Consider the following 19,020-nt stretch of genomic DNA (forward strand, 5'->3'; position numbering starts at 1 on the left):
ACCGGCTACCCGGACTCCCCGCTGCCGAGCTAGAACTTGTTCTAGATTGCCGACCATGACCTTCGAGTTCGAGCGCACCGTCACCACCTCCGCCTCACCCGCCGCCGTCTGGGCGCTCTGGAAGGACCCGGGCAGCTGGCCGTCCTGGGACCCGCCGGTGCAGAGCGTCGCCCTGGAGGGTCACTTCGCCGAGGGGGCCGCGGGCACCATCGTGCTGGCCGGACCGATCGAGGCGCCGTTCGTGCTCGAGATCGTCGAGCCCGGCACCCGGTTCCTCGACCGGCTCACCATCGGCGACCTGGTGATCCGGATCGACCACGTGGTCACCCCCGCCGGCGACGGGTCGGAGATCACGGTCCGCACCACCGTGGAGGGTCCCGGCGCCGACGACATCGGGCCCATCGTCACGAACGACACCCCGGTCGCGATGGCCCGGCTGGTCGAGCTCGCCGAGAGCTCGGCCTGACCTGTCGTACCCGGTCCGTCCCGTTCGTGGAGAGGATGAACCCATCCACGAGAGGAACCCCTGATGCGCGAGATCGTCACCACCCACTTCGTCTCCCTCGACGGCGTCGCCGAGGCGCCCGGCGGCGAGGAGGGCTACCGCCACACCGGCTGGACCACCGACATCGAGGCCGACCCCACCCAGTACGACGTCAAGGGCCGCGAGCAGGAGGAGGCCGGCGCGATGCTGATGGGCGGGCGCAGCTACGACGCGTTCTCGCCCGTCTGGCCGTCGCTGGACTTCTTCGCCCGCTGGAACTCGCTGCCCAAGTACGTCGTCTCCTCGACCGTCACCGACCCGCAGTGGCACGACACGACCGTGATCTCGTTCGCGGACGTCGCCGGCCTGAAGGAGGGCGACGGCGGCCCGATCTACGTGCAGGGCAGCATGCAGCTCACCCAGGGCCTGCTGAAGGCGGGCCTGGTCGACGAGGTGCGGCTGATGGTCTTCCCGGTCGTCCTCGGCAGCGGCCGCGGGCCGTTCCCCACCGACGCCGAGGACAAGGTCCGGCTCACGCTGGTCGACTCCACGACGTACTCGAACGGTGTGCAGTACCAGGTCTTCCGTCCGCGGCGATGAGCGCCTAGCGTCCCCGGATGGAGTCGTACGCGAAGGGCGAGAGCACCCCCGGTCTGCTGGACGAGACCATCGGCGACAACCTGGCCCGCACCGTCGCCCGGCACCCCGAGCGGGAGGCGCTGGTCGAGGTCGCGAGCGGGCGTCGGTGGACCTGGGCCGAGCTCGACCGCGACGTCGACGCCGTCGCGCGCGGGCTGGTGGCGGCGGGGCTGGAGGTCGGCGACCGGGTCGGGGTCTGGGCGCCAAACTGCGCCGAGTGGACCCTGGTCCAGTACGGCGCCGCCCGCGCCGGGGTCGTGCTGGTCAACGTGAACCCGGCGTACCGCACCCACGAGCTGGCCTTCGCCGTCAACCAGTCGGGGCTGCGGCTGCTGGTCGCCGCCGAGCGGTTCAAGACCTCCGACTACCGGCGGATGGTCGACGACGTGCGCGCGGAGTGCCCGGGGCTGGAGCGGGCCGTGTTCCTCGGCACCGCCGACTGGGACGAGCTGCTCGCGGGCGGTGCCGGCCTGCCGGAGGCGGTGCTCGGAGAGCGGGCGGCCCGACTCGCACCGGACGACCCGATCAACATCCAGTACACCTCCGGCACCACCGGTCGGCCCAAGGGTGCGACGCTCAGCCACCGCAACATCCTCAACAACGGCTTCCTCACCACCGAGCTGATCCGGCTCGGGCCCGAGGACCGGCTCTGCATCCCGGTGCCCTTCTACCACTGCTTCGGGATGGTGATGGGCAACCTCGGCTGCACCTCCCACGGCACCACGATGGTCATCCCGGCGCCCCGCTTCGACCCGGCAGCGACGCTCCGTGCGATCCAGGACGAGCGCTGCACCGGCGTGTACGGCGTGCCGACGATGTTCATCGCGATGCAGCACGACCCGGGCTTCGCGTCGTACGACCTGACGTCGCTGCGGACCGGGATCATGGCCGGCTCGATCTGCCCGGTGGAGGTGATGAGGCACTGCATCGAGGACATGCACATGCACGAGGTGTCGATCGCCTACGGGATGACCGAGACGGCGCCGGTCAGCTGCCAGACCCGGGCGGACGACGACCTGGACCGTCGGACCGCCACGATCGGCCGGGTGCACCCGCACGTCGAGGTCAAGGTGGTCGACCCGACGACGGGGGAGACGGTCCCACGCGGGACGCCCGGCGAGCTGTGCACGCGCGGCTACAGCGTGATGCTGGGCTACTGGGACGACCCGGAGAAGACGCGCGAGGCCGTCGACGCCGACGGCTGGATGCACACCGGGGACCTGGCCGAGATGCGCGAGGACGGCTACTGCGTGATCGTCGGCCGGATCAAGGACATGGTCATCCGCGGCGGCGAGAACATCTACCCGCGCGAGATCGAGGAGTTCCTCTACGGCCACCCGGACGTCGAGGACGTCCAGGTCGTCGGCGTCCCCGACGAGCGGTACGGCGAGGAGCTCTGCGCCTGGGTGCGCATGCGTGCGGGTGCGGCGCCCCTCGACGCCGCCGCGGTGCGCGCCTACTGCGACGGCCGGCTCGCGCACTACAAGGTCCCGCGCTACGTCCTGGTCGTCGAAGAGTTCCCCCTGACCGTCACCGGCAAGGTGCGCAAGGTCCAGATGCGCGAGGAGTCCGCCGAGAAGCTCGGCCTCTGACCCACCCGGACCCGCCCCGGTGTGCGTGGATAGGGGTGTGGAGGACTTCGAGGCCTGGGTGCAGGCGCGCGCCGGCTCGCTGGCGCGGACGGCGTACCTCCTCACCGGCGACGTCCACCTCGCCGAGGACCTCGTCCAGGACACCCTCGCCCGGGTGGCCGACCACTGGCGGCGGGTCAGCCGCCGCGGCAGCCCGGACGCCTACGCGCGCCAGGTGATGCACCACCTCGCCGTCGACCGCTGGCGCCGTCGCCGGGTCCGCCCGCCGGAGGCGCTCGGTGCGGCGCCGCCCGAGCTGACCGGTCACGGGTACGACGTCGAGCGTCGGGTCGTGCTGCGCGACGCGCTGCTCCGGCTCACCCCGCGCCAGCGCGCGACGGTGTCGCTGCGCTTCTACGAGGACCTCACCGAGGTCGAGACCGCCGCCGTCCTCGGCTGCTCGGTGAGCACCGTGAAGTCGACCACCCGGGACGCGCTGCGCCGCCTGCGCGAGCACGCCCCCGACCTGCTGGAGGCCTGGTGAGCAACCGGTGAGCGAGTTGCGCGAACGCCTCGACGACCTGCTCGACGCGACCCCGTCGTACGTCGTCGCGGACGCGGGCGCCGCCTGGCGCGCCGGTGCCCGGCGGCGACGTCGTCGCCAGGTGGGGGCCGGCGTGCTGGTGGTGGTGCTGGTGCTGCTCGCCGGCCTGGGACTCGGCGCCCTGCCCCGGCCCGGCACCGTGGACCCGGCCGAGCATCGGGGTGGCGGCGTCGACGGCTACCCGACCCGGATCGCGGATCCCTGGCGGATCAGCGACCTGCCGGATGCCCCGGGTCCGTTGGCGGGTTTCGTGGTGGCGTCGGAGAGAGGGCGCCTCGGGGTCACGCCCGGCGGGCGGCTGCTCCGGATCCCGGAGGGAGACACCAGCGACACCTTCCCCCCGATCCTCAGCGACGACGGCCGCCACCTCGCCTACCTCGTGGACGTGCGGACGTACGTGCTCCACGACCTCGTCGCCGGCACCAGGACGGTCGTCCCGGGCCTCGGCGACAACTCCGGTCGCTCGGACGAGCCCTACCTGACCTACGGCCAGACGCCCGGGTTCTGGTCGCCGGACGGCGAGCGCCTGCTGCTCATGGGCTCCCGGCGCGGCCGAGGCGCGACCGGCAGCTTCCTCCTCGTAGACGCGGACGGGACGCTGTCGGTGCTGCCCGACCTCCCCAGCCCGAGCGGCTCGCCGGTGGGCTGGCTCTCGGCGGACCGGCTGGGTTGGCTGGTGGAGGGTAACGCCCCGGGCGCCGTGGAACTGCTCGTCACGGACGACCGGGCGCGCGAGGTCGACCGGGTGAACCTCGAGGCGCGGAGGCTGGAGTCCGGATCTCTCAACCAGTGGTCCGGTTCGGTGTCACCCGACGGCCGCAGCCTCTTGCTCGTGGTCGGCGGACCGGGAGCGGAGACGGATGTCGTGCTCGACACCCGCACAGGGACACAGATGTGGTCCGGCCGGATCGGGTCGCTCTGGGACTGCCCGACCAGCTGGTACGACGGCCTGCCGGTCGACGTCGCGTCCGGCGGCCTCGTGGACCGCTCCGGCCGCACGTTCGTCGTGACCGACCCGGCGCTGGCAGTCGGCTGCGTCGGCATGGCCGGCGACGCACTCGCCGGGGAGCCGCATCGGGGACTCGGCGGCCTGGTCTTCGGCACCCGCACCGGGTGGCTCTCGTGGCACTGGCGCGAGGCCGGACTGGGCGTGGTCGGCGGGCTGCTGGCCCTGGCCGGGCTCCTCGTCGTACGACGCCGCCGGGTCAGCGGGTCAGCAGCACCGGGATCCGCGTGACCGTGCCGTCACCGCTGGTCCAGGTGACGTAGCCGTCGTCGAAGGGACGCGGGTCGGGGCCGGTGACCCGCAGCGTCCAGGTCGCGGACTCGCCGGGCTTCAGGCGGACGGCGGCCGGGGTGAGGGTGACGCCGTGGCGGCGGAACCCGGAGGTGGAGGAGGAGAAGTACCGGGTCCGGCGCCCCTGGTTGGTGATCGTGCGGCGCACGACGTCCTGGCCCGCGTGCAGGACGGCCGACGGGGTGTTGAGCCGGACCCGGCGACCGTCGAGCCAACGGCGGTAGTCGGCGGGATCGATCTCGTAGGCGAGGCCGGGCCGCAGCGCCGCGTCCGCGCGGAGCCGGCCCGCGCCGGAGTCGAGGACCGAGCCGCCGGCGGTGGTCGACGCGGTCGTGACCAGGGCCGACCGGACGGCCGAGACCGACCAGTCGGGGTGCCGGGCGACCAGCAGGGCGGCCGCACCGGCGACCTGGGCGCTGGCGACCGAGGTGCCGGAGGCGAGGTCCCAGCGCGAGGAGCGCACCCGCGCCGGTACGGCGCCGAGCCGGCCGGTCGCCGGCGCGACCAGGTCGGGCTTGAGGACGGTGGCGGTGGGGTCGCCCGAGCCGGACCAGTCGAGCACGCGGCTCGCGGCGCGGCTCGGACCGAGGGGGCGCAGGCTCAGCTCGCCGGCGGGGTGCCGCGCGGCCCAGCGTCGTACGACGCGGCCCGCACGGGCGTCGAGGTGCACGGTGGGGACGCTGTGCAGGTCGGCGTTGCGCGAGGCGGGACCGGTGTTGACCAGGACCATCCCGACCCCGTCGGCCCGCCGGACGGCCGCGGACTTGTCGACCCGGCCGACCCGGCCGCGCTCGCACAGCACGACCCGGCCGGCGACGCGGCCGGCGTCGAGGCTGCCGGGCTCGCAGGCCCGGGCCGCGGCGCGGGTGCTCCCGGCGGCCGGGACGTCGGCCCCGACGACCAGGCGGGCCGGGCCCACCGAGCGGGCCGAGAGCATCGCGCCGCGCAGGCGCGGGCCGTCGCCGAGCACGACGCGGCCGGTGCGCTCCACGCCCGTGCTGCCGCCGACGGTGGTGACCCAGGGGGAGGGGTGGGCGGCGTACCGGCTGCCGCCCTGGTTGCCGGCGGCGGCGACCACGACGACGCCGGACTCGGTCGCGCCGAGCAGCGCACGCTCGACGGTGTCGACCTGCGCGGGCCCGCCGACCGAGAGGTTGAGGACGTCGACGCCGTCGGCCGTGGCCCGGTCGATCGCGGTCACCAGGTCGGCGGTCGCGCAGCCGTCGTCGCGCGGCTCGGGCGCGGTCCAGCAGGCCTTGTAGACGGCGAGCCGGGCGTCGGGAGCCTCGCCCGAGTAGCGGCCCAGCGTGCCGGCGTCGGTGCGCACCCGGACCCCGGCGTCACCGGCCGCGATCGAGGCGACGAGGGTGCCGTGCCCGTCGTCGTCGCGGGCCGAGAGCTGCTCGGAGCTGCGGGTCCGGTCGGCGCCGAAGCCGTCGACGAACCAGCGCGCCCCCATCACCTTCGCGGTGCAGGACGACGCGGACCAGCCCTCCCCGGTCTGGCACGGCCCGGTGAACCCCTCGGGGTCGTCGGCCAGGCCGGGAGTGCTGGCGAAGAGCGGGTGGTCGGCGTCGAGGCCGGTGTCGACCACCCCGATCACCACGCCGGCGCCCCCGCGGGCCCGGCCGGCGCCGACCGGTGCGGCGCTCGATGCGGGCGCCACGGTCCCCGCCAGCGGGCGGACCTCGTTGCGCTCGACCGACACCACCCGGCCGTCGGCCTGCAGGTCCTGGGCCTGGTCGTCGGTGAGCTCGACGGCGACCCCGTTGAGGGCGGTCGTCCAGCGGTAGACCGGCCGCGGGGCCGCGACCGACACCAGGACGGCGTCCTGCTGGACGGTCATCCGGAAGCGGTCGAGCGCGGTGGACAGCCCGGCGGACCGGCCGGCGGCGCCGGGTGTGTCGAGGGTGACCAGGAAGAGATCGGTGGCAGGCTCGACCGTGGCGGTCCGAGCCTCGGCGGGCGCGAGCGGCGTCACCAGCAGGGCCGCGGCGAGCGCGCCGAGCAGCGTCGTACGACGACGACTCCCCATCTCGACCTCCCACCCGTCTCTCGAGTGAACACCCGTCCCAGAAACGCCCAGGGTGACAGGGGAGGGGGCACCCTGCCAAACGTGTCCCCACCGCGGGCTAGCCTGACCGCATGTCCGACCGCCCCGCCCCAGCCCCTCTGGCGGTCGGGTTCGACCTCGACATGACGCTCATCGACACCGCGCCGGGGTTCGGCGACGTGCTCCGCGCGCTCGGGTCCGAGCTGGGGGTCGACTTCCCGGTCGAGGAGATGACGGCCCGGCTCGGGCCGCCCCTCGACCTGCTGCTGCAGCCCTACCTCCCCGAGGACGCGATCGCCGCCGCCGGCGACCGCTTCCGGGCGCTCTACCCCGACCACGCGATCACCTCGGTCCCCGCGCTGGCGGGCGCCCACGACGCCATCGCCGCTGTACGACGCCACCGCGGGCGGGTGCTCGTCGTGACCGGCAAGTTCCCCGACAACGCCCGGCTCCACCTCGACCACGTCGGCTTCGACGTGGACCTCCTGGAGGGCTGGGTGTGGGGCGTCGGCAAGGCCGACGTGCTGGTCCGAGAGGGCGCGTCGATCTATGTCGGCGACCACGTCCACGACGTCGAGGGCGCGCTCGCGGCCGGGGCGCTCAGCGTGTCCGTGCTGACCGGCGGCTGCACCCGTGAGGAGCTGCTCGCCGCCGGCACCCACGTGGTGCTCGACTCGCTGCTGGAGTTCCCGGCCTGGCTGGACGAGCACCTGCTGACCACCCGGATGGCGGCGCTCGAGGCCGACCTCCGCGAGCGTGGCTCGGTGCTGGTCGCCTACAGCGGCGGCGCCGACAGCGCCCTGCTGCTGGCCGCCGCCGTCCGCGCGCTCGGTCCCGAGCGGGTCGCGGCCGCGACCGGCTACTCCCACTCCCTGCCCCAGGCCGAGCGCGACCCCGCCCGGGACTTCGCGGAGTCGCTGGGGGTGCGGGTGCTCACCCCCGAGACCCACGAGATGGACCGCGAGGGCTACCGCGCCAACGGGCCGGACCGCTGCTTCTTCTGCAAGGCCGAGCTACTCGACGTGCTGGTCCCGCTCGCCGCCGACCTCGGGCTCGCCCACGTCGCCACCGGCACCAACGCCGACGACGCGGTCGCCGGCTTCCGTCCCGGCATCCGGGCGGCGGCCGAGCGCGGCGCGATCGCCCCGCTGCGCGACGCCGGGCTGACCAAGGCCCAGGTCCGCGAGGCCTCGCGGCGCTGGGGGCTGCCGACCTGGGACAAGCCCGCAGCCGCCTGCCTCTCGTCGCGGGTCGCGTACGGCGTCGAGGTCACCCCCTTCCGGCTGGGGCGCGTCGAACGGGCCGAGAGCGGGGTCCGGGCCGCGCTGGCCGGCGTACCGCTCGCGAACCTGCGGGTCCGCGACCTGGGCGAGCGCGTCTCGGTCGAGCTCGACGCGGCCCTGCTGCCGCTGGCCCCGGGCCTGGAGGAGGCGGTGCTCGCAGCGGTCCGCGACGCCGGCTTCGGGGCCGCCGAGGTGGACGCTCGCGGATTTCGTTCGGGATCGATGAACGAGTCGCTCTAGACTCCGACTCCGCATCCCTGCGGAACTCGCGTAACTCGATGGAAGAGGTCAGACCCGTGCCCACTGGCAAGGTGAAGTGGTTCGACGCCGACAAGGGCTTCGGCTTCCTGTCGCAGGACGGCGGCGAGGACGTCTACGTCCGCACCGAGGCGCTGCCCGAGGGCACCACCAACCTCAAGGCCGGCACCCGCGTCGAGTTCGGCATCGCCCAGGGCCGACGCGGCGAGCAGGCCCTGCAGGTCCGCGTCGTCGACGCCCCGGCCTCGGTGTCCAAGGCCCAGTCCCAGGCCCGGCGGCGCAAGCCCGAGGAGATGGCCCCGATCGTCGAGGACCTGATCCGGCTGCTCGACAACGTCGGCGAGGCCTACCGCCACGGTCGTCACCCCGACGCCAAGGCGGCCAAGCCCACCGCCAAGCTGCTCCGCGCGCTCGCCGACGAGCTGGAGATCTGAGCCCTACGCCGGCGTACGACGGGCCGGGCGCTGCTGCACCCGGTTGACCAGGACGAACACCGTCCAGGCCGCCAGGACCGTGAACGCGACCGACAGGCCGAGCCGGGCCGGCTCCAGCGGCATCGCGATGCCGACGAAGCCGCCGACCACCCAGGCCAGCTGCAGCGTCGTGTCGCTGCGGGCGAAGGCGCTGGCCTGCACCCGCTCGGGGATGTCGCGCTGGATGGTCGAGTCGAGGCAGAACTTGGCCAGCGTCTGGGCCATGCCGGCGACCAGCCCGAGCAGGGCCAGGAACAGCACGCCGTAGAACAGCGCCGCCAGCAGCGCGGCCGCCGCGTCGAGGAGCAGCACCAGCACCACGGTGACCGACGGGTTGATCTTCTTCAGCATCGCCGCCAGCGCCACGCCGACCGCGTTGCCGGCGCCGGCGCCGCCCACCACGACGCCGATGAGCAGCTCGGCCGACAGCGAGCTCTCGGGCGGGTTCTCGCGCAGCAGGAACGCCATGAACATCAGCAGGAAGCCCGACAGGAACCGCGGTCCGCAGTTCGCGCGCAGCGCGAACGCGACGGCCGGGGGGATCCGGGTGCGGGGACGCCGGCCCGGGCGGCCGTCGTCGGTCTCGTCGCGGAAGGCCAGCGCGCCCTCGCCGGCCGACGAGTCGACCGCCTCGGGCAGCCGGATCGCGCAGACGGTCGCGACCGCGAACAGCAGGAAGGCGTAGCGCAGCGACCACTCGGGACCGGCCAGCGAGGCCAGGCCGGCGAGCGGCGCCGAGACCGAGACGCCGACCAGGCCGGAGACCGACACCCGGCCGTTGGCCTTGACCAGGGTGAAGCCCTCCGGGAGCAGCCGGGGCACGGCGGCCGCCCGCGTCACGCCGTACGCCTTGGAGGAGACCAGGACACCGAGCGCGGCCGCGAAGAGCCAGGGCGAGGTGCCCCCGCTGATGCCGCCGGCCAGCGCCCAGCACAGGAACGCGCGGACCGCCTGGGTCGCCCCGATCGCCCAGCGCCGGCCGTGGCTGAACTTGTCGAGGAACGGCCCGATGAGCGGAGCGACGATCGCGAACGGCAGCATCGTCAGGCCCAGGAACAGCGCCACCTGGCCGCGGGCCTCGCCCGACGGCACCTGGAAGAACAGGCTTCCGGCCAGCGAGATCGCGACCGCGGCGTCGCCGGCGGTGTTGAAGAAGTGCAGGTAGATCAGCCGGTTCAGTCCCGACTGCTCCGCTCCCTGGGCGCCCGCGGCCCGGCGCGCGTTGCGCCCGACGGCCCGCCCGACCTTGCCGGTCACCCGGCCCGTCGCGGCCATGCCGCGCGCGGTCACCTTGGCCCCGGTGCCGATCCCGCGGCCCACCGAGCGGGCCCGGTCGGCGCGGGTCGGGCCGGTGTCGGTGCGGGTGCCCGTGCCGTCGGCGTGCGGGTCGCGCCACCGCTGGTCCTCCGACGTCATGCGCACATCCTGCCTTGAGGTGCCGCCCCGACCTGACAGCGCCGCGGCCGATGGGTCATGATGCCGCCGTGACGACGATGCTGCGCGCCAAGCCCGACTCCGCCGCCGTGGCGGCGGTCGACCTGGCCCGGGACACCCTCCTGCAGGAGGCGGAGCCGACCGACGTCGGCGACCACCTCGGCCACGTCGTCGAGGGGGAGCGGGTCGTCACCCACCTGTTCGCCTGCACCCGCCCCGGGTACGTCGGCTGGCGCTGGTCGGTGACCGTCGCCCGCGCGCCGCGGCAGAAGCTGATCACCGTCGACGAGGTCGTGCTGATCCCGGGCGACGAGGCGATCGTCGCGCCCGAGTGGGTGCCCTACCGCGAGCGCATCAAGCCCGGCGACATGACCCCCGGCGACCTGCTCCCGGTCGACGACGACGACCCGCGGCTGGTCCCGACGTACTCCTTCGGCGACGACCCGCTCGACGCCGACGAGAAGGCCCAGATCCGCCAGGTCGCGCAGGACCTCTACCTCGGCCGGGCCCGCACCCTGTCGGTCGAGGGCCGCGACCTCGCCGCCCAGCGCTGGTACGACGGCGACGGCGGCCCGTCCGCTCCGATCGCCCAGTCGGCCCCCGACCACTGCCACGGTTGCGGCTTCCTGGTCCGCATCGCCGGACCGCTGTCCGAGCTCTTCGGTGTCTGTGCCAACGGCGACGCCAACGACGACGGCCGCATCGTGTCGTTCGACCACGGCTGCGGTGCCCACTCCGAGGTGCGGCTGGCCAAGAAGCACGAGCCGCAGCCGCTGCCCGACCACGTGGTCGACACGGTCAGCCTCGACGAGCTCGAGCGCTTCTAGCCCTCGGTGACAGGCGGGTCGGTTGCTTCCGCGGCCTCGACCCGGGTCCGCCGGCGGCGCCGGCAGTACTCGTAGCCGAAGAGCCCCAGCCCGAAGCCGGCCAGGCAGGTCCACAGCCACCAGGTGCGCCCCTCGGCCTCCAGCTCGCCGTAGAACGGCAGCAGGGCCACGAACGCGACCGCCCAGACGATCGACCCGACCAGCACCGTGCGCACGCCGTCGACGTCCAGCGGCTCGACGTCGGCGACGAGGTAGGTGCGGTTGCCGATCTCGTGCTGCGTCGGCTGCTCGTCGCTGAACTCCACGGGGGCAGGCTAGCCCGGCCGGCGCGCGGCCTGGAATGCTGGTGCGTCGTGACCTTGGCACTCGAGCGCTACTTCAAGATCGGCCAGCGTGGCTCCACCGTCGGGCAGGAGGTGCGCGGCGGCCTCGTCACCTTCCTGACGATGTCGTACATCATCGTGCTCAACCCGCTGATCCTCGGCTTCGTCCAGGACAGCGAGGGCAACTACCTGGCCGGTGGCGCCGCGCCGAACCTCCCCGCGATCGCGGCCGGCACCGCCCTGGTCGCCGGTGTCCTGACGATCCTGATGGGCGCGGTGGCCAACTTCCCGCTCGCCCTGGCCACCGGTCTCGGCCTGAACGCCTTCGTCGCCGTGCAGATCGCCACCCGCTCGACCTGGGCCGACGCGATGGGCCTGGTGGTGCTCGAGGGCATCGCGATCCTGGTCCTGGTGCTGACCGGCTTCCGGACCGCGGTCTTCCACGCCGTCCCGACGCAGCTGAAGGTCGCGATCTCGGTCGGCATCGGCCTGTTCATCGCGCTGATCGGCTTCGTCGACGCCGGCTTCGTCACCCGGATCCCCGACGCCGCGCAGACCACGGTGCCCGTCCAGCTCGGCCAGACCGGGCAGCTCAGCGGCTGGCCGGTCCTGGTCTTCGCCGTCGGCCTCCTGCTCCTCGTCGCCCTGTGGGTACGGCGTGTCCGCGGCGCGATCCTGATCGCCATCGCGGTGACCACCGTCCTGGCCCTGGTGCTGGACGGCGTCCTCGACCTCGGGGCCCGGTCCGCCGACAACCCCGGCGGCTGGGCGCTGAGCGTGCCCCACCTCGACGGCTTCGTCGACGTCCCGGACTTCGGCACCCTGGGCGAGGTCTCGCTCTTCGGCGCGTTCGGCTCGATCGGCGTGATCGCCGCGCTGCTGCTGGTCTTCTCGCTGCTGCTCGCCGACTTCTTCGACACCATGGGCACGATGACGGCCATCGGTGCCGAGGCCGGTCTGAACGACGAGGACGGCATCCCGCCGAACCCCGAGCGGATCCTGGTCGTCGACTCGGTCGCCGCCATCGCCGGCGGTCTCGGGGGCGTCTCGTCCAACACGTCGTACATCGAGTCGGCCTCGGGCGTCGGCGAGGGTGCGCGCACCGGCCTGGCCTCGGTGGTCACCGGCCTGCTCTTCCTGCTGGCGACCTTCTTCACCCCGATCGTGCGGGCCATCCCCTCCGAGGCGGCCGTCCCGGCCCTGGTCCTGGTCGGGTTCCTGATGATGCAGCAGGTCACCGACATCGCCTGGTCCGACGTCGAGATCGCGATCCCGGCCTTCCTGACCATCGTGCTGATGCCCTTCACCTACTCGATCTCGGTCGGCATCGGCGGCGGCTTCCTGGCCTTCCTGCTCATCAAGCTCGTCGTCGGCAAGGCCCGCGAGATCCACCCCCTGATGGCGGTCGTCGGCGGACTCTTCGTCGTCTACTTCGCCATCGACCCGATCACCTCCTGGCTGACCTGATCGACGCGCCCTCCGCGGAGGGCGCGTGCCCAGCCGGAATAGTTAGCAAGAGTAATGAGTTATGCTAACGACATGCCCAGGGTCCAGAAGGTCGCCCGCACCGACGCCGGTCTCGCCTCCGAGCTCCGGCTGTCGGTCATGCGCCTGCGTCGTCGCCTCGCCAACGAGGTCGACCCGGCCAACGAGCTGAGCATGAACGCGATGGCCGTGCTGGGCGCCCTCTACCGCCACGGCGAGCTGACGGTCGGCGAGCTCGCCGCCCGCGAGCGCGTGAAGGCGCCGAGCATGACCCGCACGGTCAACTGCCTCGAGGAGGGCGGCCACGTCGTACGACGCCCGCACGAGACCGACGGCCGCCAGGTGCTGGTCGCGATCTCGGAGTCCGGCCGCGCCACCCTGCTCGCCGACCGCCGCCGCCGCGACGAGTGGCTCGCCCGCCGGCTGCGGGACCTGACCCCCGACGAGCGCGACGTCCTCCGCCGCGCCGCTCCCATCCTCGAACGCCTCGCCCAGGAGGACTGACACCCGCTTTGAGTCCCACGTTCCGCTCGCTCCACAACGCCAACTACCGCCGCTACGCCGCCGGCGCCGTGGTGTCGAACACCGGCACCTGGATGCAGCGCGTCGCGCAGGACTGGCTGGTCCTCCAGCTCGCCGTCAACGGCGGCACCGCGGTCGGCATCACGACCGGCCTCCAGTTCCTCCCGGCCCTGCTCCTCTCGCCGCTGGCGGGCGTGGTCGCCGACCGGGTCCCGAAGCGCCAGCTGCTCCAGGTCACCCAGGTGATGATGGCCGTCCCCGCCTTCGTGCTGGGCGTGCTCGCCGTCACCGGCGTCGCGGAGGTGTGGCACGTCTACGTGCTGGCCCTGGTCTTCGGCATCGGCACCGCCTTCGACGCCCCGGCACGCCAGTCGTTCGTGAGCGAGATCGTCTCGCCCGAGGACCTCACCAACGCGGTGGGCCTCAACTCGGCGTCCTTCAACGCCGCCCGGATCGTCGGACCTGCGGTCGCCGGCGTGCTGATCGCCGCCCTCGGTGGGGGCGCCCAGGCCACCGGGTGGGTGATCGTCCTCAACGCGGTCAGCTACCTCGCCCCGATCCTGGCGCTGCGCGGCATGGACGCGTCCCGCCTGGCCCAGGTCGAGCCGTCGCGGCGATCGCGCGGCATGATCCGCGAGGGGCTGCGCTACGTCCGCAGCCGCCACGACCTGGTGCTGGTCCTGGTGATCGTCTTCGTCGTCGGCACCTTCGGCCTCAACTTCCAGATGACCTCGGCCCTGATGGCCACCCAGGTCTTCGACAAGGGCGCGACCGAGTACGGCCTGCTCGGCACCTTCATGGCGGTCGGCTCGCTGACCGGTGCGCTCCTGGCCGCCCGGCGCCCGGTGGTCCGGCTGCGCCTGGTCGTCGGCGCCGCGCTCGCCTTCGGTGCCGTCGAGGTGGTCGCCGGCGTGCTCCCGTCGTACGTCGCCTTCGCGGTCTGGATGCCGCTGCTGGGCCTGTCGGCGCTGACCATGATCACCGCCGCCAACACCCTGATGCAGGTCTCGACGGCGCCCGCGCTGCGCGGACGGGTGATGGCGCTCTACCTGATGATCTTCATGGGCGGTACGCCGCTCGGCGCGCCGGTGGTGGGCTGGGTGGGGGAGACCTTCGGGGCCCGCTGGACCCTGGTCGGGGGTGGCCTGATCACCCTGCTCGGTGTCGGTGTCGCCACGATCGTCTACCTGGTCCAGGAACAGCGCCGTCAGCGCGTTTTGACCCCTGTCGGGGCGCCCGGTAGCCTCTTTCCTCGTGTCTGGGACGACCAGGCCGTTGCGCGTGCTCGGAAGTAGATCGCGGGACAGGACCGCGGCACCAGGCGCGACACGCCCGACCTCGGGGGTGAGCAACACCGGTTGGTTCGCACCACCCGGACACGCAGCAGTTCGATCGTGCGCGGCACCGTGCCCCGCACTGAGAGTCACCAAGAAAGGGAACCGCCAGGTGCCCACGATTAACCAGCTGGTCCGCAAGGGCCGCCAGGACAAGGTGTCGAAGAACAAGACGCCTGCCCTCAAGGGTTCGCCCCAGCGGCGCGGTGTCTGCACCCGCGTCTACACCACCACCCCGAAGAAGCCGAACTCCGCCCTCCGCAAGGTCGCCCGTGTGCGCCTGAGCAGCGGCGTCGAGGTCACGGCCTACATCCCGGGTGTCGGTCACAACCTCCAGGAGCACTCCATCGTGCTCGTCCGCGGCGGCCGGGTGAAGGACCTCCCCGGTGTCCGCTACAAGATCATCCGCGGCACGCTCGACACCCAGGGCGTGAAGAACCGCAAGCAGGCCCGCAGCCGTTACGGCGCGAAGAAGGAGAAGAGCTGATATGCCGCGCAAGGGTCCCGCTCCCAAGCGGCCGATCGACGTCGACCCGGTCTACGGGTCGCAGCTGGTCTCCCAGCTCGTGTCCAAGGTCCTCCAGGACGGCAAGAAGCAGGTCGCTCAGCGCATCGTCTACACCGCGCTCGAGGGCTGCCGCGAGAAGACCGGCACCGACCCCGTCGTCACGCTGAAGCGTGCGATGGACAACGTGAAGCCGGCCATCGAGGTCAAGTCCCGCCGCGTCGGCGGCGCGACGTACCAGGTCCCGATCGAGGTCAAGGGCACGCGCGGCACCACGCTCGCGCTGCGCTGGCTCGTCGGCTACGCGGCCGACCGTCGCGAGAAGACCATGCACGAGCGGCTGATGAACGAGATCCTCGACGCTTCCAACGGCCTCGGTGCCGCGGTGAAGAAGCGTGAGGACACCCACAAGATGGCCGAGTCCAACAAGGCCTTCGCGCACTACCGCTGGTGATCTCGGCGGGGGTTGGGTACCAGCCCCCGCTCGCACCGCACCTTCCTACTTTCTAAGGAACGCACAGACAGTGGCTGTCGACATCACCACGGACCTCAACAAGGTCCGCAACATCGGCATCATGGCGCACATCGACGCCGGCAAGACCACCACCACCGAGCGCATCCTCTTCTACACCGGCATCACCTACAAGATCGGTGAGGTCCACGAGGGCGCGGCCACGATGGACTGGATGGAGCAGGAGCAGGAGCGCGGCATCACGATCACGTCCGCCGCGACGACCTGCTGGTGGAAGAACCACCAGATCAACATCATCGACACCCCGGGCCACGTGGACTTCACGGCCGAGGTCGAGCGCTCGCTGCGCGTCCTCGACGGTGCCGTCGCGGTGTTCGACGGCGTCGCCGGTGTCGAGCCGCAGACGATGACCGTGTGGCGGCAGGCCAACAAGTACTCCGTGCCCCGGATGTGCTTCGTCAACAAGCTGGACCGCACCGGCGCGGACTTCTTCCGCTGCGTCGACATGATGGTCGAGCGCCTCAACTCCAACCCGCTCGTCCTCCAGCTGCCGATCGGCGCCGAGGGCGACTTCCTCGGTGTCATCGACCTGGTCGGCATGCGTGCCCTGACCTGGCGCGGCGAGACGAAGATGGGTGAGGACTACGAGGTCGAGGAGATCCCCGCGGAGCTGGCCGAGCAGGCCGCCGAGTACCGCGAGAAGTTCCTCGAGACGCTGTCCGAGGCCGACGACGACATCATGGAGAAGTACCTCGAGGGCGAGGACTTCACCGTCGAGGAGCTCGAGGCCGCGATCCGTCGCGCCACCCTGGCCGACAAGGTCAACCCGGTCCTCTGCGGCACCGCGTTCAAGAACAAGGGCGTCCAGCCCCTGCTCGACGCGGTCGTCAAGTACCTCCCGTCCCCCCTCGACATCGAGGGCATCGTCGGCCACTCGGTCAAGGACGAGAACGAGGAGATCATCCGCAAGCCCTCCGACGACGAGCCGTTCTCGGGTCTGGCCTACAAGATCGCCTCCGACCCGCACCTCGGCAAGCTGATCTACGTGCGCGTCTACTCCGGCAAGCTGGAGGCGGGCTCGACCGTGGTCAACTCGGTCAACGGCCGCAAGGAGCGGATCGGCAAGGTCTACCAGATGCACGCCAACAAGCGTGAGGAGATCGCGTCGGTCGGCGCCGGCCAGATCGTGGCCGTGATGGGTCTGAAGGACACCAAGACCGGTCACACCCTGAGCGACCCGCAGCACCAGGTCATCCTCGAGTCGATGACGTTCCCGGCCCCGGTGATCGAGGTCGCGATCGAGCCCAAGACGAAGAGCGACCAGGAGAAGCTGGGCACCGCGATCCAGCGGCTCTCCGACGAGGACCCGACCTTCACGGTCAAGTCCGACGAGGAGACCGGCCAGACGATCATCGCCGGCATGGGCGAGCTCCACCTGGAGATCCTCGTCGACCGGATGAAGCGCGAGTTCCGCGTCGAGGCGACCGTCGGCAAGCCGCAGGTGGCCTACCGCGAGACCGTCCGCAAGGAGGTCACCGGCCACAGCTACACCCACAAGAAGCAGACCGGTGGCTCGGGTCAGTTCGCGAAGGTCGTCGTCTCCCTCGGGCCGAACATCGACCCCGAGACCGGCACCGGCGCGGGCTACGAGTTCGTCAACAGCGTCTCCGGTGGCCGCGTGCCCCGCGAGTACATCCCGTCGGTGGACCAGGGCGGCCAGGACGCCATGGAGTTCGGCGTGCTCGCCGGCTACCCGATGGTCGACGTGAAGTTCACGCTCGAGGACGGCGCCTACCACGACGTCGACTCGTCCGAGCTCGCGTTCAAGATCGCCGGCAACCAGGCCTTCAAGGAGGCCGCCCGCATGGCCAAGCCGGTCCTGCTGGAGCCGATGTTCGCGGTCGAGGTGACGACGCCCGACTCGTTCCTCGGCACCGTCATCGGCGACATCAACAGCCGTCGCGGTCAGATCCGCGCGCAGGAGGAGCGGCACGGCGACATCGTCGTCAACGCCCTCGTGCCGCTGTCCGAGATGTTCGGGTACGTTGGCGACCTGAGGTCCAAGACCTCCGGCCAGGCCTCGTACTCGATGGAGTTCGACTCGTACGCCGAGGTTCCCACGAACATCGCCGACGAGATCATCAAGAAGGTCCGTGGCGAGTAGCCCACCCGGGCCTACTCAGCACGACCTCTGCACCACCCCGTCAGTACGAGTCAGCAACACACCAACCAGGAGGAGCCCCCAGTGGCTAAGGCGAAGTTCGAGCGGACCAAGCCGCACGTCAACATCGGCACCATCGGTCACATCGACCACGGTAAGACGACGCTCACCGCGGCGATCACCAAGGTGCTGCACGACAAGCACCCGGACCTCAACGCCGCGTCGGCGTTCGAGGACATCGACAAGGCTCCCGAGGAGCGTCAGCGCGGCATCACGATCTCGATCGCGCACGTCGAGTACCAGACCGAGGCGCGCCACTACGCGCACGTCGACTGCCCGGGTCACGCCGACTACATCAAGAACATGATCACCGGTGCGGCGCAGATGGACGGCGCGATCCTGGTCGTGGCGGCCACGGACGGCCCGATGCCCCAGACGCGTGAGCACGTGCTGCTCGCCCGCCAGGTCGGCGTCCCCGCCCTGGTCGTCGCGCTCAACAAGTGCGACATGGTCGACGACGAGGAGCTCATCGAGCTCGTCGAGATGGAGGTGCGCGAGCTCCTCTCCGAGTACGAGTTCCCGGGCGACGACATCCCGGTCGTGCGCGTGGCGGCCTTCCCGGCGCTGCAGGGCGACGCCAAGTGGGGCGACTCGATCGTCGAGCTCATGAACGCGGTCGACGAGGCCATCCCGACCCCCGAGCGTGAGACGGACAAGCCGTTCCTCATGCCCGTCGAGGACGTCTTCACGATCACCGGTCGTGGCACCGTCATCACCGGTCGCATCGAGCGCGGCATCGTCAAGGTCAACGAGGAGGTCGAGATCATCGGCATCCGCGAGAAGGCCCAGAAGTCGACCGTCACCGGTGTCGAGATGTTCCGCAAGCTGCTCGACGAGGGCCAGGCGGGCGAGAACGTCGGTCTGCTCCTCCGTGGCACCAAGCGCGAGGACATCGAGCGCGGCATGGTCGTCATCAAGCCGGGCACCACGACCCCGCACACCAACTTCGACGCGTCGGTCTACATCCTGTCGAAGGAGGAGGGCGGCCGTCACACGCCGTTCTTCAACAACTACCGTCCGCAGTTCTACTTCCGGACCACGGACGTCACGGGCGTCGTCACGCTGCCCGAGGGCACCGAGATGGTCATGCCCGGTGACAACACCGAGATGGCCGTCGAGCTGATCCAGCCCATCGCCATGGACGAGGGCCTGCGGTTCGCGATCCGTGAGGGTGGCCGCACCGTCGGCGCCGGCCGGGTCACCAAGATCACCAAGTGATCTAGTCCCACCAGCTT

Annotated in this window: 18 protein-coding genes; 15 read left to right on the plus strand and 3 right to left on the minus strand. The window is 71.9% G+C overall.

Going from position 1 to position 19,020, the window contains the following annotated elements:
* Nucleotides 1-55: 55 nt before the first annotated feature.
* The 5 genes from BLT76_RS00440 (at nt 56) to BLT76_RS00460 (ending at nt 4,535) form a co-directional block, all read left to right on the plus strand.
* Nucleotides 56-466 (plus strand): SRPBCC family protein, encoded by a 411-nt coding sequence (locus tag BLT76_RS00440; RefSeq protein ID WP_090849651.1) that lies wholly within the window; start codon nt 56-58, stop codon nt 464-466.
* Between the two features lie 63 nt (nt 467-529).
* A complete protein-coding gene (locus BLT76_RS00445; protein ID WP_090849653.1) occupies nt 530-1,084 on the plus strand; it encodes a dihydrofolate reductase family protein in 555 nt (184 codons plus the stop codon).
* A 17-nt stretch (nt 1,085-1,101) separates the two neighbouring features.
* Nucleotides 1,102-2,715, plus strand: coding sequence for an AMP-binding protein (locus BLT76_RS00450; RefSeq protein ID WP_090849655.1), 1,614 nt, complete (start codon nt 1,102-1,104; stop codon nt 2,713-2,715).
* A 37-nt stretch (nt 2,716-2,752) separates the two neighbouring features.
* Nucleotides 2,753-3,238, plus strand: coding sequence for a SigE family RNA polymerase sigma factor (locus BLT76_RS00455; protein ID WP_244509195.1), 486 nt, complete (start codon nt 2,753-2,755; stop codon nt 3,236-3,238).
* Between the two features lie 7 nt (nt 3,239-3,245).
* A complete protein-coding gene (locus BLT76_RS00460; protein WP_090849657.1) occupies nt 3,246-4,535 on the plus strand; it encodes a hypothetical protein in 1,290 nt (429 codons plus the stop codon).
* On the opposite strand, the gene BLT76_RS26500 is transcribed toward BLT76_RS00460, so the two are convergent.
* Nucleotides 4,504-6,630 (minus strand): S8 family serine peptidase, encoded by a 2,127-nt coding sequence (locus BLT76_RS26500; RefSeq protein ID WP_090849659.1) that lies wholly within the window; start codon nt 6,628-6,630, stop codon nt 4,504-4,506. The genes BLT76_RS00460 and BLT76_RS26500 overlap by 32 nt on opposite strands.
* A 110-nt stretch (nt 6,631-6,740) precedes the next feature.
* Here BLT76_RS26500 and larE point away from each other — a divergent pair, with 110 nt between their 5' ends.
* Together larE and BLT76_RS00475 are read left to right on the plus strand one after the other, a co-directional pair.
* Nucleotides 6,741-8,171: an ATP-dependent sacrificial sulfur transferase LarE gene (larE, locus tag BLT76_RS00470; protein WP_090849661.1), complete on the plus strand. Its 1,431-nt coding sequence runs from the start codon at nt 6,741-6,743 to the stop codon at nt 8,169-8,171.
* Between the two features lie 56 nt (nt 8,172-8,227).
* Nucleotides 8,228-8,623, plus strand: coding sequence for a cold-shock protein (locus BLT76_RS00475; RefSeq protein ID WP_170866887.1), 396 nt, complete (start codon nt 8,228-8,230; stop codon nt 8,621-8,623).
* Between the two features lie 3 nt (nt 8,624-8,626).
* Here the strand turns inward: BLT76_RS00475 and BLT76_RS00480 are convergent, their stop codons facing one another.
* Complete coding sequence (locus tag BLT76_RS00480; protein WP_090849665.1) at nt 8,627-10,078, minus strand: MFS transporter; 1,452 nt, start codon at nt 10,076-10,078, stop codon at nt 8,627-8,629.
* A 77-nt stretch (nt 10,079-10,155) separates the two neighbouring features.
* Between BLT76_RS00480 and BLT76_RS00485 the strand changes: the two genes are divergently transcribed.
* Complete coding sequence (locus BLT76_RS00485; protein WP_244509230.1) at nt 10,156-10,923, plus strand: DUF3027 domain-containing protein; 768 nt, start codon at nt 10,156-10,158, stop codon at nt 10,921-10,923.
* Here the strand turns inward: BLT76_RS00485 and BLT76_RS00490 are convergent.
* On the minus strand, nt 10,920-11,228 hold the full coding sequence (locus BLT76_RS00490; protein WP_244509196.1) for a DUF2530 domain-containing protein: 309 nt from the start codon (nt 11,226-11,228) through the stop codon (nt 10,920-10,922). The genes BLT76_RS00485 and BLT76_RS00490 overlap by 4 nt on opposite strands.
* Nucleotides 11,229-11,276: 48 nt before the next feature.
* On the opposite strand from BLT76_RS00490, the gene BLT76_RS00495 reads away from it, so the two are divergent.
* The 7 genes from BLT76_RS00495 (at nt 11,277) to tuf (ending at nt 19,003) form a co-directional block, all read left to right on the plus strand.
* On the plus strand, nt 11,277-12,713 hold the full coding sequence (locus tag BLT76_RS00495) for an NCS2 family permease (RefSeq protein ID WP_090849669.1): 1,437 nt from the start codon (nt 11,277-11,279) through the stop codon (nt 12,711-12,713).
* Nucleotides 12,714-12,785: 72 nt separating this feature from the next.
* On the plus strand, nt 12,786-13,235 hold the full coding sequence (locus BLT76_RS00500; protein WP_244509197.1) for a MarR family winged helix-turn-helix transcriptional regulator: 450 nt from the start codon (nt 12,786-12,788) through the stop codon (nt 13,233-13,235).
* Nucleotides 13,236-13,243: 8 nt separating this feature from the next.
* Nucleotides 13,244-14,548, plus strand: coding sequence for an MFS transporter (locus BLT76_RS00505; protein WP_090849674.1), 1,305 nt, complete (start codon nt 13,244-13,246; stop codon nt 14,546-14,548).
* Nucleotides 14,549-14,699: 151 nt separating this feature from the next.
* Nucleotides 14,700-15,074: a 30S ribosomal protein S12 gene (gene rpsL / locus BLT76_RS00510; RefSeq protein ID WP_028636428.1), complete on the plus strand. Its 375-nt coding sequence runs from the start codon at nt 14,700-14,702 to the stop codon at nt 15,072-15,074.
* Between the two features lies 1 nt (nt 15,075).
* A complete protein-coding gene (rpsG, locus tag BLT76_RS00515) occupies nt 15,076-15,546 on the plus strand; it encodes a 30S ribosomal protein S7 (RefSeq protein WP_090849676.1) in 471 nt (156 codons plus the stop codon).
* Between the two features lie 121 nt (nt 15,547-15,667).
* Nucleotides 15,668-17,728, plus strand: coding sequence for an elongation factor G (gene fusA / locus BLT76_RS00520; RefSeq protein WP_218856912.1), 2,061 nt, complete (start codon nt 15,668-15,670; stop codon nt 17,726-17,728).
* A gap of 81 nt (nt 17,729-17,809) precedes the next feature.
* Entirely contained in the window at nt 17,810-19,003 is a 1,194-nt protein-coding gene (gene tuf / locus BLT76_RS00525; RefSeq protein WP_090849681.1) for an elongation factor Tu, read from the plus strand.
* The last annotated feature ends 17 nt before the right edge of the window (nt 19,004-19,020 follow it).

Origin of the sequence: Nocardioides lianchengensis, from assembly GCF_900101465.1 — a bacterium.
Taxonomy (GTDB): Bacteria; Actinomycetota; Actinomycetes; order Propionibacteriales; family Nocardioidaceae; genus Nocardioides; species Nocardioides lianchengensis.

Bases quoted from the DNA above. Each gene is read 5' to 3' on its own strand.
- BLT76_RS00440 (WP_090849651.1), top strand. From the start codon at position 56: ATGACCTTCGAGTTCGAGCGCACCGTCACCACCTCCGCCTCACCCGCC.
- BLT76_RS00445 (WP_090849653.1), top strand. From the start codon at position 530: ATGCGCGAGATCGTCACCACCCACTTCGTCTCCCTCGACGGCGTCGCC.
- BLT76_RS00450 (WP_090849655.1), top strand. From the start codon at position 1,102: ATGGAGTCGTACGCGAAGGGCGAGAGCACCCCCGGTCTGCTGGACGAG.
- BLT76_RS26500 (WP_090849659.1), bottom strand. From the start codon at position 6,630: ATGGGGAGTCGTCGTCGTACGACGCTGCTCGGCGCGCTCGCCGCGGCC.
- larE (WP_090849661.1), top strand. From the start codon at position 6,741: ATGTCCGACCGCCCCGCCCCAGCCCCTCTGGCGGTCGGGTTCGACCTC.
- BLT76_RS00480 (WP_090849665.1), bottom strand. From the start codon at position 10,078: ATGACGTCGGAGGACCAGCGGTGGCGCGACCCGCACGCCGACGGCACG.
- BLT76_RS00485 (WP_244509230.1), top strand. From the start codon at position 10,156: ATGCTGCGCGCCAAGCCCGACTCCGCCGCCGTGGCGGCGGTCGACCTG.
- BLT76_RS00500 (WP_244509197.1), top strand. From the start codon at position 12,786: ATGCCCAGGGTCCAGAAGGTCGCCCGCACCGACGCCGGTCTCGCCTCC.
- rpsG (WP_090849676.1), top strand. From the start codon at position 15,076: ATGCCGCGCAAGGGTCCCGCTCCCAAGCGGCCGATCGACGTCGACCCG.
- fusA (WP_218856912.1), top strand. From the start codon at position 15,668: ATGGCGCACATCGACGCCGGCAAGACCACCACCACCGAGCGCATCCTC.